This is a genomic window from Antrihabitans cavernicola (assembly GCF_008297975.1).
Lineage (GTDB): Bacteria > Actinomycetota > Actinomycetes > Mycobacteriales > Mycobacteriaceae > Antrihabitans > Antrihabitans cavernicola.
On sequence record NZ_VLNY01000002.1, the window covers coordinates 222,700 to 237,705 of the forward strand.

15 protein-coding genes are annotated in these 15,006 nt (G+C 65.2%); 12 read left to right on the forward strand and 3 right to left on the reverse strand.

What is annotated here, in order from left to right; translation table 11 throughout:
- Nucleotides 1–120: 120 nt before the first annotated feature.
- Nucleotides 121–426, forward strand: coding sequence for an SDR family NAD(P)-dependent oxidoreductase (locus FOY51_RS04815; RefSeq protein ID WP_149429068.1), 306 nt, complete (start codon nt 121–123; stop codon nt 424–426).
- On the opposite strand, the gene trhA is transcribed toward FOY51_RS04815, so the two are convergent.
- Nucleotides 423–1,091 carry a PAQR family membrane homeostasis protein TrhA gene (gene trhA, locus FOY51_RS04820; RefSeq protein WP_149429069.1) on the reverse strand — a complete coding sequence of 223 codons (669 nt, stop codon included), beginning with the start codon at nt 1,089–1,091 and terminating at the stop codon, nt 423–425. The genes FOY51_RS04815 and trhA overlap by 4 nt on opposite strands.
- A 136-nt stretch (nt 1,092–1,227) precedes the next feature.
- On the opposite strand from trhA, the gene FOY51_RS04825 reads away from it, so the two are divergent.
- On the forward strand, nt 1,228–1,995 hold the full coding sequence (locus tag FOY51_RS04825; protein WP_149429070.1) for an isoprenyl transferase: 768 nt from the start codon (nt 1,228–1,230) through the stop codon (nt 1,993–1,995).
- A gap of 5 nt (nt 1,996–2,000) precedes the next feature.
- Here FOY51_RS04825 and coaA read toward each other — a convergent pair whose 3' ends face one another.
- Complete coding sequence (gene coaA, locus FOY51_RS04830; protein WP_149429071.1) at nt 2,001–2,933, reverse strand: type I pantothenate kinase; 933 nt, start codon at nt 2,931–2,933, stop codon at nt 2,001–2,003.
- Between the two features lie 126 nt (nt 2,934–3,059).
- On the opposite strand from coaA, the gene FOY51_RS04835 reads away from it, so the two are divergent.
- Nucleotides 3,060–4,283 carry a DUF885 domain-containing protein gene (locus FOY51_RS04835; protein ID WP_149429072.1) on the forward strand — a complete coding sequence of 408 codons (1,224 nt, stop codon included), beginning with the start codon at nt 3,060–3,062 and terminating at the stop codon, nt 4,281–4,283.
- Here FOY51_RS04835 and FOY51_RS04840 read toward each other — a convergent pair.
- Nucleotides 4,228–5,607: an alpha/beta hydrolase gene (locus FOY51_RS04840; protein ID WP_187776180.1), complete on the reverse strand. Its 1,380-nt coding sequence runs from the start codon at nt 5,605–5,607 to the stop codon at nt 4,228–4,230. The two genes, FOY51_RS04835 and FOY51_RS04840, sit on opposite strands and share 56 nt — an antisense overlap.
- A gap of 193 nt (nt 5,608–5,800) precedes the next feature.
- Between FOY51_RS04840 and FOY51_RS04845 the strand changes: the two genes are divergently transcribed.
- The 9 genes from FOY51_RS04845 (at nt 5,801) to FOY51_RS04885 (ending at nt 14,926) form a co-directional block, all read left to right on the forward strand.
- Entirely contained in the window at nt 5,801–7,075 is a 1,275-nt protein-coding gene (locus FOY51_RS04845) for an HNH endonuclease signature motif containing protein (RefSeq protein WP_149429074.1), read from the forward strand.
- Nucleotides 7,076–7,124: 49 nt separating this feature from the next.
- Entirely contained in the window at nt 7,125–8,420 is a 1,296-nt protein-coding gene (gene glyA, locus FOY51_RS04850) for a serine hydroxymethyltransferase (RefSeq protein ID WP_149429075.1), read from the forward strand.
- 271 nt (nt 8,421–8,691) lie between these two features.
- A complete protein-coding gene (phoH2, locus tag FOY51_RS04855; RefSeq protein ID WP_149429076.1) occupies nt 8,692–10,020 on the forward strand; it encodes an RNA 5'-3' helicase PhoH2 in 1,329 nt (442 codons plus the stop codon).
- 83 nt (nt 10,021–10,103) lie between these two features.
- The gene (locus FOY51_RS04860) at nt 10,104–10,700 is read left to right on the forward strand and encodes a biotin transporter BioY (protein WP_149429077.1); all 597 of its coding nucleotides are present in this window, start codon (nt 10,104–10,106) and stop codon (nt 10,698–10,700) included.
- A complete protein-coding gene (locus FOY51_RS04865) occupies nt 10,697–11,830 on the forward strand; it encodes an AMP-binding enzyme (RefSeq protein ID WP_149429078.1) in 1,134 nt (377 codons plus the stop codon). The genes FOY51_RS04860 and FOY51_RS04865 overlap by 4 nt, the downstream gene beginning before the upstream one ends.
- Nucleotides 11,827–12,951: a thiolase family protein gene (locus tag FOY51_RS04870; protein WP_235916118.1), complete on the forward strand. Its 1,125-nt coding sequence runs from the start codon at nt 11,827–11,829 to the stop codon at nt 12,949–12,951. Before FOY51_RS04865 ends, FOY51_RS04870 begins: the two co-directional genes overlap by 4 nt.
- Nucleotides 12,948–13,628 (forward strand): energy-coupling factor ABC transporter ATP-binding protein, encoded by a 681-nt coding sequence (locus tag FOY51_RS04875; protein WP_149429079.1) that lies wholly within the window; start codon nt 12,948–12,950, stop codon nt 13,626–13,628. The genes FOY51_RS04870 and FOY51_RS04875 overlap by 4 nt, the downstream gene beginning before the upstream one ends.
- On the forward strand, nt 13,625–14,224 hold the full coding sequence (locus FOY51_RS04880; RefSeq protein WP_149429080.1) for an energy-coupling factor transporter transmembrane component T family protein: 600 nt from the start codon (nt 13,625–13,627) through the stop codon (nt 14,222–14,224). Before FOY51_RS04875 ends, FOY51_RS04880 begins: the two co-directional genes overlap by 4 nt.
- 48 nt (nt 14,225–14,272) lie before the next feature.
- A complete protein-coding gene (locus FOY51_RS04885) occupies nt 14,273–14,926 on the forward strand; it encodes a L,D-transpeptidase family protein (RefSeq protein WP_187776181.1) in 654 nt (217 codons plus the stop codon).
- The last annotated feature ends 80 nt before the right edge of the window (nt 14,927–15,006 follow it).

Sequence of the window (15,006 nt, forward strand, 5' to 3'; positions counted from 1 at the left end):
CGCACCGAACATGAGAGTTCAGCCTAGAACGATCGACAGCAAGCTCACAGCCCATTCGCATCGGTGACTTATCTCCGGGGACTTCGATGGAGTCGTAACCGATCGAGGGAGGCTGCACCGATGTACAACGTCGTCGATAGTTCCAGAAGCCGCGTACTGCTCGTCACGAATGCGGGAAGTGATGCGGGCCAACGTATTGCGCAGGAATTGCTCGCCGCGGGCAACTGTGTTGCCGTGACTGGGCGCCATGCAACGGAACTCGTGGGAACGCTGCACGGTCACTCGGCCGAGCGTGTCATGGCCGTCGCCGCCGACCTCGACGATCCGGCTCAAGCGCTGCGGGTGCGCGAACGCGTGATCGAGCACTTCGGCAGACTGGACGTGATCGTCGACGGGTTCGGCGTGCGATCGTCGAGCGCCGCCTAACGCAACAGCACCAACCACACGGCGATGTAATGACAAAGCGCCGCAATCACGGTCGCGGCGTGAAAGAACTCGTGATGGCCGAACGTCCGCGGCCAGGGATTCGGCCATTTGCTGGCATAGAGGATCGCACCGACGCTGTAGAAGATCCCGCCGATCAGCAGCAACAGCATCGGCGCGATGCCGAGTTCGTGGGTCAGTCGGCCCGCGACCGGGACGATCGCCCAGCCGAGCAACAGATACAGCGGAACGCCGACCCAACGCGGCGCCGTCGGCCACAGCATCTTCAGAGCAACACCCGCGACAGCCCCGATCCACACCACGATCAGCAGCGTTCGACCGGTCGAATCCGGTAGGCCCAGAACAGCGAACGGGGTGTAGCTGCCCGCGATGAACACGAAGATCATCGAGTGATCCGCGCGCTTCATCCAGGTGCGGCTTCGGACGGTGTGCCAGTGCACGCGGTGGTACGTGGCGCTTATCCCGAATACGCCGCACACGGTGATGCTGTAGATCGCCGTCGCGATTCCCGCGGCGAGAGATACCCGCGTCAGGGCCGTGATCACCAGGATCGTTCCCGAAAACAGCGAGACTGCGAAGGCCCACAGGTGAATCCAGCCACGCATGCGCGGCTTGACCGCCAGTTCGTCGAGCCCGAATGCTGTCATTCACCCTCCGTACCAGCGATGCACTTATTAGATCTTGACACGTGGCCAGTGCGAATCGAATGCTTCGGTCGGCGAGCGTAACCTGTTTACCCGTGCGCACCCCTCGTCCCTCCACTTGCTTTTCGGTGACTGCTCGGTGAAGCCGCGGGGGTTGCTCTACCGCATCTACGAAGATCGGCTGCTCGGGCAGCTGGTCGGCAAACAGCATCCGCGTCACGTTGCGGTGATGTGCGACGGCAATCGCAGGTGGGCACGAGAGAACGGCTTCAACGATGTCAGCCACGGCCATCGAATGGGTGCGCTGAAGATCGCGGAGATGCTGGGCTGGTGCGATGCCGCCGACATCGAGATGGCAACGATCTATCTGCTGTCCACCGAGAACCTGAGCCGCGATCCGGACGAGCTCGAGTCGTTACTCGAAATCATCACCGATGTGGTGGAGGAGATCTCGGGGCCGGAGAAGAACTGGCAGATCCGCGTGGTCGGCTCGCTGGACCTGCTGCCCGAGGTGTCCGCGCGGCGCCTGCGAGAGGCCGCCGAGCGGACGGCCGGTCGTACCGGTGTGCACGTCAACGTTGCGATCGGCTACGGCGGCCGGCAAGAGATCGCGGACGCAGTGCAGGCTCTGGTGCGGCAGAAGCAGAGCGAGGGTGTGGCGAACGGCGAGCTGGCGGAATCGATCACCGTCGAGGGGATCGGCGAACATCTCTACACGTCTGGTCAGCCGGATCCCGATCTGGTGATCAGGACCTCGGGAGAGCAGCGACTGTCCGGATTTCTGTTGTGGCAGAGCGCGTATTCGGAGATCTGGTTCACCGAGGCATATTGGCCGGAATTTCGTCGCGTCGACTTCCTCCGAGCGCTACGCGACTATGCCGCGCGCCACAGGCGCTTCGGGAAGTAGCGGAGCTAGAGCTTGCGTAGGCGCAATCTGTTGATTGCGTGATCGGCATCTTTGCGAAGCACCAGCGTTGCTCGCGGGCGGGTCGGGAGGATGTTCTCGACCAGATTCGGTCTGTTGATCGAATGCCAGATGTCCTCGGCGCCTTCGGAGGCCTGCTTGTCGTTGAGCAGTGAAAAGTGGTGGAAATGCGAGTGCGGATCCGCAAACGACGTCGACCGCAGCGCCAGGAAGCGTTTGACGTACCACTTCTCGATGTCTTCGATCCTGGCGTCGACGTAGATGGAGAAGTCGAACAGATCCGACACCATCAGCCGCGGACCGGTCTGCAACACGTTGAGTCCCTCGATGATGAGGATGTCCGGCTGATGCACCAGGTGGTACTGCCCGGGAACGATGTCGTACGAGCGGTGTGAGTACACCGGCGCTGCCACTTCCTCCTGACCCGACTTGACCTCGGTGACGAAGCGCAGCAGCTTGCGGCGGTTGTAGCTTTCCGGAAATCCCTTGCGGTTCATGATCCCTCGACGGGTGAGCTCCGCCGTGGAGTACAGAAATCCGTCCGTCGTCACCAGGTCGACGCGGGGATGGTGCTCCCACCGCGCGAGCAAGGCTTGCAGCACGCGGGCGGTGGTCGACTTGCCGACGGCAACGCTGCCCGCGACGCCGATGACGAATGGGACCTGTCGATCCGGATGCTTCTCGCCGAGGAATGTCGCCGTCGCCGCGAAGAGCCGTTGGCGTGCGGCAACCTGTAGGTGAATCAACCGAGCGAGCGGAAGGTACACCTCCGCAACCTCTTCCAGGTCGATCTGCTCACCGAGGCCACGAAGCCCGATCAGCTCTTCCTCGGTGAGGACGAGGGGAGTGGATCGCCGCAACGTTCGCCATTGCTTGCGATCGAACTCGACGTACGGACTCGGTTCGCTCACCCGCGCCATACGTGGCCCCGACACTCGCACGTTACGTGCACTACTGCGCTGGTGAATTCCAGATGCATAGAGGGATTGTGCGCGACGGGAGCAGGCTGCGCGCCTCGGGGTCGATTCCAGCTAGTGTCGGCAACCATGGGAACCGCGCCGGTCGTCGAAGAATATCTACTGCTCGGCCTGGCGTTCGACCGCCTCGAAGAGGGCTTTGTCGACGCGTACACAGGCGATCAGGCACTGCGCCGACAGACCGAAAACGCGCCCGCCCCCGAGCCGCGTGAGCTTGCTCGCACTGCCGCCCGACTGCGCGCCGAGGTGCCTGCCGCAGGTCTGTCCGAGGACCGCACCGAGTTCCTCGACGTGCATCTACGCGCGCTGGAGTGCTCCGGTCGTAAGTTCGCGGGTGACGACATCGGCTTCGTCGACGAGGTCGAGTCGTACTTCGATGTCCACATCGAGCCCGGCAACGTCGACGACTACCGAGAAGCGCACCGGCAGATGGACGAGGTTCTTGCCGGGGCCGGCGATCTGGCCGGACGCGTGCGCGCCCATCGTGCGGCCGACGAAATCCCGCCGGAGCGGTTATCGGAGTGCGTGGCGGCGTTTTCCAGCGCACTGCGCGATCTGGTTCGCGGGCAATACCCGCTGCCGCCGAACGAGCAGGTGGAATACGAGGTGGTGGGCGACAAGCCGTGGTCGGGCTTCAACTACTACCTGGGTGACTTCCGGTCGAAGGTGGCGATCAACTCCGACCTGAAGCAGCACATGGCGCATCTACCGTCGCTGATCGCTCACGAGTCCTACCCCGGTCATCACACCGAGCACTGCCGAAAAGAAGCCGGTCTGGTCGCGGGCGGCCAGGCCGAGCAGACGTTGTTCCTGGTGAACACGCCGCAGTGCCTGATGGCGGAAGGTCTCGCCGATCTGGCGTTGGCGTCGATCGTGGGAAAAGGTTGGGGGCTGTGGGCGCAGGAAATCTACGCCGACCTCGGCCTGCGGTTCGACGGCGAACGCGCAGAACGACTTTCGACTGCGTCGGCGAAGCTGCTCGGTGTCCGCCAGGACGCGGCGCTGCTGCTGCACGACCGGAACAAGAGCCAGGACGACGTCGCAGAATTTCTGCAGACATGGACCTTGACGACGCCGGAGCGGGCGCGGCAGTCCCTGCGTTTCCTGTCCTCACCGCTGTGGCGTGCCTACATCAGCACTTACGTCGAGGGATATCGTCTGCTCGGCGGCTGGCTGGACCGGGCGGCGGATGTGGCCGAGCGCTCCGACCGGTTCAGGCGGTTGCTCGACGAGCCGCTCACCCCGGGACGGCTGCGCAGTGAGAACCGCGAGCAGGCACCGTCAGGTCGATGAGGTAGCGGTCGGCAGCTGTTGTGGTGCAAGCATTTCGGGGATAGCTGCCGTGGCCCGGCCCGTCATAGGTGAGCAGCGTTGCACCCGGTGTGTTGCGCTCGACACCGAGCGCCCACTCGTACGGCGTTGCCGGGTCGTGCAGACCGTTCATGATCAGGACGGGCGGTGTCGCCGGACGATTCGGAACGTGTGGCGGATTCGGCGGTGCCGTCGGCCAGCCGGAACAGAGGCTGCCTGCGGCCCACGCGAAGTGGGCTCGCAACGTGGGCGCGTTCCGGTTCTGTTGCTGCCAGAGTTGTTCCCACTGCTGTTGCGACGAGATATCGAAGTGCCAATCCGAGCACACGATCGTCGTTGGCATCGCCACACCGCCGTCGTGCACGGGCGGTGGTGGCTGTGCGGGAACGGGGCCCGTCTCGAACATGGTCGCCAGCGCGGGCCAGTCGGGCTTGTAGAGCAGCTGTGTTGTTGCCGAGCTCAGCTGCAATAGGTCGGTACTTGCAGCGCGAGCACCGTAAACCGCGTGCACGTCCTGGCCGTGCAACACACACGCGGTGTCCCGATCGCACCATGCCGCGAACTGGTCGAAGGTGTCCTGTCCGGCTCGGGCCTCGCTCGCGAGGAACGCATCGCCGTCGAGGCTGTGGTCGTCGACGCTGTCCAGCACCAACGCGCGGAGGTGGTCCGGGAACAACTCCGCGTACGACTGGCCGGGCATCGTCCCGTACGACCGGCCGTAGAGCGAGATCCGATCGTCGCCGAGCGCCCGTCGCAGCGCCTCGATGTCGCGGGCGACGCTCACAGCGTCGAGGTGATCCATGAGTGGGCCCGTCCGCGCGCGGCAACTCGCGGCGAGCTTCTTGGCATACGACTGCACGTCGTCGAGGCGAGCGCCCTTGTCTGGAACCACGTTCGGCATCGTCGCGGCGAGTCCCGCGTCGCAGGTCACCGGATGGCTTCGCCCGACGCCACGGGGATCGAAGCTGACGACGTCGAATCGCGAGTTCAGCTCCGGCGAGAATTTCGGTGCAGCCAGCAGATCGTCGACTCCGGAGCTGCCGGGGCCGCCGGGCATCGAGATCAGCGAGCCGATCCGGTGCGCCGGATCTGTCGCCGTGCGTCGTGCCACTGCCATCTCGATGGAATCGCCGTCCGGCCGAGCCCAGTCGATCGGAACCCGCACCGACGCGCACTCGACGTCTGGATGCTGAGCGCACGGGCTCCAATCGATTGTCGGTGCCGGCTCGGCTGTCGTTGTGCACGCAGTTGCCGATCCGCCGAGTAGGGCGCACGCAAGTATCGCCAGCGCGATCGATGACCTCATGACACCAACACTTGTGGTGCACAGAGCTCCGACGCATCCCCTGGAGTATTGGACGCTCATCGACGAACCGCTGACCCGGCGCGGCTCGAGCTGACCTCGCCACGGTGTAGCGCGGGGCGTCCCCGCGGGGACGTGATCGTGTCGGACCCCGTCGATATGATTCGAACAATCATTCGATAGTCGGGGGGCGATTGTGGGTAACGAATCCGAGAGCAGTGAAGTGCAGAGCAGTGAACTCGGTTCCAGCGCGGTCGAGCGAGTAGCGCTCGAGGCGATGGAAGTGGAGATCTGTTCGCTGGCGGGTCAGATCGCGGCGGCGACTGCACGATTTCTGCAGGTGCTTGCGAAGTTCGACGAACTGGGCGGGTGGGCAGGCCCAGGGATACATTCGTGCGCGCATTGGTTGTCGTGGAAATGCGGGATGAGTCTGCACACCGGCCGCGAGCACGTCCGTGTCGCGCGGGCGCTGAAGCCGCTACCCGTTGTGCGGTCAGCGTTCGAGAAGGGCCGTGTGTCGTATTCGAAGGTCCGCTCACTGACTCGGGTGGCAACGCCCGAGAACGAGCAGCGGCTCGTCGATATTGCCTTGACGGCGCCCGCCGCTCACCTGGATCGGCTCGTCGCCGGGATGAAGAAGGTCACGAGCGAACCGGCGCCGAAGGAGTCGCGATTCGTGGTGCGTTGGCGGTGGGACGTGGCGACTGGGGACTTCGTGGTGTCAGGGCGAGTGTCTGCGCAGGACGGCGCACTGCTGCTTGCAGGCTTGGAACGTGCTGAACGGGAACGCAATCGAACCATCGCCGATGGTGCGGACAACGAGGTTCCACGTCCCCTCGGGGACGTCGGCCCCGCGATGGTCGCGATGGCCGAGATGGCCAACGGCGCCGAGTCGCCAGTCGTCGGTAGGCCCTCGGAGGTGATCTTCCTGCACGAGGACGGCGCGACTCGCGTGCACCAAGGGCCCGCTCTCGAGGACGCCGGTGCTGCCGAAACGTTGTGCGATACGCAGGTGCGCCGGGGTAAGACCAGGAAGGGCGCTGTCCTCGACTTCGGACGCACGCGGCGCATCACTACTCCGAAGCAGATGTTGGCCTTGATCACGCGGGACAAATGCTGTCGGACGCCGGGATGCGGGCGAACGAGGTTCCTGCATGCCCATCACGTCAAGTTCTGGGGTGCCGGCGGGAAGACGGATCTGGACAACTTGATCTTGCTCTGCGGAACGTGTCATCGGGCCCTGCACAAGGGCTGGTTTCGCGTCGTCGTACTGGGGGATCAGCAGTTCGAGTTCCGAGACTTCCGCGACAAGGTGATGGAGCCTGCACCGTCGATACGTGGGCGCGCGGACAAGATGTGGGATCCGCTGATCGCGCCGAACGCGATCGTGCCGGGATGGGACGGCGACCCACTCCGCATCGAGTACGCGGTATCGCTACTGCTCGACGAGAGCCAGCGGGCGGCCGCGTAACGAAACACCGGGCCAAGCCAGCGCAGCGGCTTCAAATAGAGTGTCGGACGTGACTGAAACCGCTGCTTCCGTGAACTCTGCCTCGCTCGACGACTTCGATCCCGAGGTCGCCACCGCGATGGCAGGCGAACTGGCCCGCGAGCGTGACACTCTGGAAATGATCGCGTCGGAGAACTTCGTTCCGCGTGCGGTGCTGCAGGCGCAGGGCAGCGTGTTGACCAACAAGTACGCCGAGGGTTACCCGGGTCGCCGCTACTACGGTGGGTGCGAGCACGTCGACGTCGTCGAGACGCTGGCCCGCGACCGCGCGAAGGCCCTGTTCGGCGCCGAATTTGCCAATGTTCAGCCGCACTCGGGCGCGCAGGCAAACGCTGCTGTGCTGATGGCGCTGATGAATCCGGGCGAGAAGCTGCTCGGCCTGGACCTGGCCCACGGCGGCCACCTCACGCACGGCATGCGGCTGAACTTTTCGGGCAAGCTCTACGAGGTCGAGTCGTACGGGGTCAGCAAGGAAGACCACCGCATCGACATGGACGAGGTCCGCAAGATCGCCGTCGCGGGCAAGCCGAAGGTGATCGTCGCAGGCTGGTCGGCATACCCGCGCCAGCAGGACTTCGCCGCCTTCCGCTCCATCGCCGACGAGGTCGGCGCGTACCTGTGGGTCGACATGGCGCACTTCGCCGGGCTCGTCGCAGCCGGTCTGCACCCGTCGCCCGTCCCATTTGCCGACGTCGTGTCGACAACCGTGCACAAGACCCTCGGCGGACCCCGCTCCGGCCTGATCCTGGCGAAGCAGGAATGGGCGAAGAAGTTGAACTCTGCGGTGTTCCCCGGCCAGCAGGGCGGGCCGTTGATGCACGTCATCGCAGCCAAGGCCGTCGCGCTGAAGGTCGCCGCCACCGACGAGTTCAAGGACCGTCAGTCTCGCACCCTGTCCGGTGCCAAGATCCTCGCCGAGCGGCTGACCGGCGTCGACGTCAAGGACAAGGGCGTTTCCGTGCTCACCGGTGGCACCGACGTGCACCTGGTGCTTGTCGACCTGCGCAACTCGCAGCTCGACGGCCAACAGGGCGAAGACCTGCTTCACGAGGTCGGCATCACCGTCAACCGCAACGCCGTTCCGTTCGATCCGCGTCCGCCGATGGTGACCTCCGGTCTACGGATCGGTACTGCCGCCCTGGCCACCCGAGGATTCGGCGACGCAGAGTTCACCGAGGTCGCGGACATTATTGCGACCGCATTGGCCGGTGGTTCGGACATCGAAACACTGCGCGGCCGGGTCACGAAACTGGCACAGTCGCTGCCGCTGTACGAGGGTCTCGAGGACTGGAAACTGCTCGGCTGACACTGCTGGGGCGCCCGGTGATTGCGTTAACAATCTGTTCACCGACACGCCCACTGCAGGGGCGGGTTCGCGAGTGCATCGGTTGTAGCGTCGGCACTACGGACAGCGGGGAAGCGGTCCGTGCGGGAGGTTCCGATCATGACTGAGATTCGCAGTCTGAGGGGGCCGGCACCCGGCCCTTGCGGGCGCTGACACACGTCGGCTACTGCTCGGAACGGACCGGTCCAGCGAGTGAATTTGCGCGGGTGCCGTGCAAATGTAGGAGCCTCACGTGACTGCAACACGCTCGGTCTCTGGAAGTGCAGCCGTCCGGACGTACGTACTCGATACGTCGGTACTGCTGTCTGACCCTTGGGCGGTGACCCGATTCGCAGAGCACAACGTCGTGCTCCCGTTGGTGGTCATCAGCGAGCTCGAAGGTAAACGCCATCACCACGAACTGGGATGGTTCGCGCGCGAGTCGCTCCGGATGCTCGACGATCTACGGCTGTCCTACAGCCGCCTCGACCGACCTGTGCCCATCGGAAGTTCCGGCGGCACGTTGCAGGTGGAGCTCAATCACACGGACCCGACGGTGTTGCCCGTGGGCTTCCGCACCGACTCCAACGATTCCCGAATTCTGGCCTGCGCCTTGAACCTTGCCGCCGAAGGCAAGGATGTGACGCTGGTCAGCAAGGATATTCCGTTGCGTGTCAAAGCCGGTGCTGTCGGCCTCCCCGCCGACGAGTACCACGCACACGACGTGGTGCCGTCGGGCTGGACCGGTATGACCGAACTCGACGTGGCGTCGACGGACATCGACTCGCTGTTCTCCGAAGGTGTCATCGACCTGGACGAGGCCCGAGAACTGCCGTGCCACACCGGAGTTCGGTTGCTCGGCGGGTCGTCGAGTGCGCTCGGTCGGGTCACGCCGGACAAGCGGGTGCAGTTGGTGCGCGGCGAGCGGGAAGCGTTCGGCCTGCACGGTCGCTCGGCGGAACAGCGCATCGCGCTCGATCTGCTGCTCGACGAGAGCATCGGCATCGTCTCGCTCGGTGGCAAAGCGGGAACGGGCAAGTCCGCCCTGGCGTTGACGGCAGGTCTGGAGGCGGTGCTCGAGCGGCGCACCCAGCGCAAGGTGGTCGTATTCCGGCCGCTATACGCCGTCGGCGGCCAGGAACTCGGCTACCTGCCGGGTAGCGAGAGCGAGAAGATGGGGCCGTGGGCGCAGGCGGTCTTCGACACGCTCGACGGGCTCGCCAGTCCTGAGGTGATGGAAGAAGTCATCAGCCGCGGAATGCTGGAGGTACTGCCGCTCACCCATATTCGCGGTCGGTCGTTGCACGATTCCTTCGTGATCGTCGACGAGGCGCAATCGTTGGAACGCAACGTGCTGCTGACGGTGTTGAGTCGATTGGGCAGCGGGTCGCGGGTGGTGCTCACCCACGACGTCGCCCAGCGCGACAACCTGCGGGTCGGGCGTCATGACGGCGTCGCCGCGGTGATCGAGAAGTTGAAGGGCCACCCGCTCTTCGCGCATGTGACCCTCACCCGCAGCGAGCGTTCCCCGATCGCCGCGTTGGTCACCGAGATGCTCGAGGAGTTCGGTCCAGGCGAGTAATGCGCGTGCCGCGCAGGTGAGCGTTTTGTTGGTCTCCACACCCAGAAAACGCTCACCTGCGGCGGAGCCGCTAGAGTCCGCTGGTGTCCGTTTCACAATTCTCAGCACGCGAGCTCGCACAGATTGCCGTTTTCGCCGCACTGATCGCGGCCCTCGGACTGCCCGGTTCCATCAGCGTCGGCATCGGATCGGTGCCGATCACGCTGCAAACACTCGGCGTGATCCTGGCAGGCGCCATCCTCGGTGCGCGCAAGGGCACGTTGTCGATCCTCGTCTTCATCGCGCTGGTCGCGATGGGCCTGCCGTTGCTCGCGGGCGGACGCGGCGGCCTCGGAGTGTTCGCCAGCCCGACCGTCGGTTACATGATCGGCTGGGCGTTCTGCACGATCTTCATCGGTTTCGCCACCGCGCGGATTCTGCCGCAATACCCGCTGTGGGCGGGCCTGATCATCAACGCTGTCGGCGGACTGGTGATCATCTATTTCTTCGGCGTGCTCGGTCTGCTGCTGCGAACAGATCTCGGCATCGGAGCGGCGATCACCACCAACGGTGCCTTCGTTCCCGGTGACATCGCGAAGGTCGTCGTCGCGTCGATCGTTGCGAAGAGCGTGCACCGCGCGTACCCGGGTTTGATGCAGCGTGACCGTGGCACAACGACATTGGAGTCGTCGCAAGCGTGAATCTTGCGCTCGGTGGCCATTCCGACGCACCGGCGATCGTGTGGTCGGGTCGGACATACACCTACGCCGAGCTCGCTCACATCGTCGACGACTGGCCACGAACCGCACACCACGACGCGGCAACGCTCGACGTTCCCGATGCGCTGGCCTGCGTATTCGCCGCCGCCGCGCAGGGTTCGAGTGTTCGCGTGGTCGATCCACTCCTGACGGTCGATGCGGACGTACCGGATGGCGCTTTCCTGCTGGTGGCAACGTCGGGTTCGTCCGGCAATCCGCAGCGGCTCGCTCGTAGCGTCGAATCCTGGACCGACAGCTTTCCCGCGTTCACCCGGCTGACCGGATTGTCCGCCGCCGATCGTGTTCTGATCACCGGGCCGCTGCACGCCACGATGCACTTGTTCGCCGCCGTGCACGCGCTCTCGATCGGTGCCTGCGTGACCGATGATCCGACGACGAGCACTGCGGCACATGCAGTTCCGGCGGTTCTGCGGACACTGATCGATTCGGCGCCGGCGTTGCGAATTGCCGTGGTGGCCGGAATTGCATTGGACCCCACCGCATCCATGGCCGCATCCCGGCGGGGGATCACGGTGATCGAGTACTACGGTGCCGCGGAACTGTCGTTGGTGGCGGCGCGGGTGGTGCCCGAGCCGTTGCGGGCCTTTCCAGGCGTCGACCTCGAGATTCGCGACGGATGCCTCTGGGTGCGCTCACCGTACGTCGCAAACGGTGGCGAAGAGTGGCGCAGCGCAGGCGATCTCGCGACCCTGTACGACGACGGGACGATCGTGGTGCACGGCCGTGCCGACGCCGCAATCAACGTCGGCGGAGCGACGATCATCGCCGAAGATGTGGAGCGTGTCCTCGCCGCCATCGACGGCGTTCGGGGCGTCGCAGTGGTCGGCACTCCCCATTCGGTGCTCGGTGAGATCGTCACCGCCGTCGTGGAACTCGACCCCGACACCGACCTTGCCGCGGTTCGCGCAACCGCACGCGCGGCGCTACCGCACCAGGGCGTGCCGCGGAAGTGGCTGATCGAGCGCCGCCTGCCCCGGACGGCAAGCGGGAAGGTGGCACGGGGTCAGGTGCGCGCCGCTCTGTTGCGCTCGACTCTAGGATCAGACGCGTGAGCACCCCCGTCTTGATCGCCGCGCGGCGTACGCCGATCGGCAACGCGGGGCACGGCCTGGCCGATCTCACCGTTCCCGACCTCGCCGCACCCATTCTTGCCGCGGTGGCCGCGGACCTGCGGGCCAACGACATCGACATCGAGATCGACGATGTGGTGCTCGGCAACTGTCTCGGTCCGGGTGGCGATCCTGCGCGTGTGTCGGCGCTACAGGCCGGACTGGGTAGCGAGGTTCCCGGCGTTACCGTCGACCGGCAGTGCGGATCTGGGCTCGACGCCGTGATGCTCGCGGCGCAGCGGGTGCGCAGTGGCGAGGACAAGCTGATACTCGCGGGCGGTGTCGAGTCCGCGAGCACCGCGCCGTGGCGCTACTGGCCGCCTGTCGACGGTGGCGATCCCACTCGATACACCCGGGCGCCGTTCGCGCCCAGCGGTTTTCCCGATCCGGACATGGGTGTAGCTGCCGACGATCTTGCGCGGATCCGCGGGATCTCACGCGAACGGCAGGACCGCTATGCGGAGCGATCACATGCGCGGGCCGCTGCCGCGGATTTCGGTGCGGAGACAGTGCCGATCGGCGAGATCGACAGAGACCAACGCATTCGGGCCGGGCTCACCGCGCAACGTCTCGGCAGGTTGCGACCGGCCTTCGGTGCCGGCGGCACCGCAACCGCAGGCAACTCGTGCGGAATTTCCGATGGTGCAGCGGCTTTGGCCGTCACCACCGCCGAGGTCGCGTCCGGCGTTCCCGCGCTTCGTGTGCTCGGCGCTGCGGTCGGCGCGACGGATCCAGCTCTGCCGGGGTTGGGACCGGTCCCCGCCATCCGAAAGGTGCTGCAACGCTGCGGCGTCGGGATCGACGACATCGGCGTAGTGGAGATCACCGAGGCCTTCGCGTCGGTGGTGCTCGCTGTGATCGACGAGTTCGACATCGATCCCGAGGTGGTGTGCCCGCAGGGTGGTGCGATCGCCATGGGTCACCCATGGGGTGCGTCCGGTGCAATCCTGCTGGTGCGGTTGGCAGCTCAGATGTTGCGCGAGGGCGGGCCCGCGCTCGGCCTCGCCGCCTGCGCCATCGGCGGTGGCCAAGGAGTGGCGATGTTGGTGGAGCGGGTGTCGTGAGCGTCATTCGATTCGACGGCGTCGGGCACTCGTTCGGTGACCGGACGGTGCTGCGCGACATCAGCATCGAGCTGTCGGAGCGCCGCATCGGCATCATCGGTTCGAACGGTTCCGGCAAATCGACGTTGGCGCGGATGATCAACGGCCTGGTGAAACCGAGCCGCGGCAAGGTCTACGTCGACGATCTCGATGTCGCCAAGAAGGGTGCAGACGTCCGCCGCCGCGTCGGATTCGTCTTCACCGATCCCGACAACCAGATCGTGATGCCCACCGTGGCCGAGGACCTGGCCTTCTCGCTGCGACGCACCAAGCTGGACAAGAGCGAGGTGTCGAAGCGCGTCGACGAAACGTTGTCGCGTTTCGGATTGGAGAACCATCGCGATCACCCCGCGCATCTGTTGTCCGGCGGTCAGAAGCAGTTGCTCGCGATCGGAGCGGTGCTCATCCGCAGGCCCGAGGTGATCGTGGCGGACGAGCCGACAACCCTGCTCGACCTTCGCAACGCCCGCATCGTCACCGGTGTGCTGTCCAGCATGGAGCAGCAGGTGATCGTCGTGACACATCAGCTGGGGTTGCTCGACGATTTCGATCGGGTGATCGTGATCGACGACGGCGTGATCGCGTTCGACGGTAGTGCCGAGGACGCCGTTCCCGCATACCGGAAGCTGCTTGCGTGATCGGTCTCTATTATCCGGGATCGTCTGTCCTGCACCGGCTTCCGGCCGGTGTGAAACTGGCGGCGATGCTGGTCGGAATCATCGTGCTCGTCGCAGTGGTTCGCTCCCCGATCGGCGTCGGCGTTGCAGGTGTCATCGCCGCCCTCGGCTTCGTCGTCGCTCGCATTCCTGTGTCGGTGGTGATCGCTCAACTGCGTCCGTTGCTGTGGATGGTCGCGATCATCGCGGTGTTTCAGATACTGATCACCGGTCCCGCCCGCGCCGTCGTCGTCTGCGGTGTTCTGGTGCTCAGTGTTGCTCTGGCAGCGCTGGTCACGTTGACCACAACGGTCACCGCAATGCTCGACACGTCGCAACGCGCACTCGGCCCGCTACGACGGTTCGGCGTCGACCCGGAGCGCGTAGGTCTGTTGCTGGCGTTGACGATTCGTTGTGTTCCGCTGCTGTCGGGAATCGTGCGGGAGGTCGCCGAAGCCCGCAAAGCGCGTGGCCTGCAATGGTCGATCACCGCCCTCGCGACACCGGTGATCGTCCGCGCGCTGCGCACCGCAGATGCGTTGGGGGAGGCGCTTGTTGCTCGGGGAGCGGACGACTAGCTCCGCGAAAGCGTTGACACCAGGCACGTTTGCGCATAACCATGAGTGATGCGCACTTCGGCGACGGCCGCGGTATTCGGAATGGTGGCGCTCTTCGCGCTGGTGCTGGCACCGACCGCGGGTGCGCAACCATCGACTCCCTGGTTCGACAATCGCGTCGGTGCGGCCGTCCAGGTGGTGTCGGTTCGGGGTGACGGCGGCACCGGCGCCACGGTGGAAGCGTGGCAACGCGGGCTCGATGGTTGGGACCGCGTTATCGCTCCGATTGCCGCGTTCGTCGGATCGGACGGCATTGCGCCACAAGCGGTCGACGGCGTTCCGGCAACGCCCGCTGGTGTTTTCGCGCTGCCGTCGGTGTTCGGCACCGGTCCCGCGCCCGGTGGATTCTTGCCGTATCGGCAGGTCGGCCCGAACGATTGGTGGGACGGCGACGTACAGAGTCCCACCTACAACACCCATCAGGTCTGTGCGCCGGGGACGTGTCCGTTCGACGAGAACGAAAGCGAACGACTGGCGATTCCGGAGTATCGGTACGCCGTGGTGATGGGCGTCAACGCCGCGCGGACACCCGGTGGCGGTGGTGCCTTCTTCATGCATGTCAGCGACGGTGAACCCACCGACGGTTGCGTGTCGATGACCGAGGGCGCCTTGGTCGGAATCATCCGGTGGTTGCTTCCCGGTGCGGTGGTCGCGATCGAATAGTCCGAGAATGCGTCGCTCGAAGGAATGAATGGGCGCAAACCATTCGAAAAATTCGCTGGTAATCACCTGATTTACCGGAC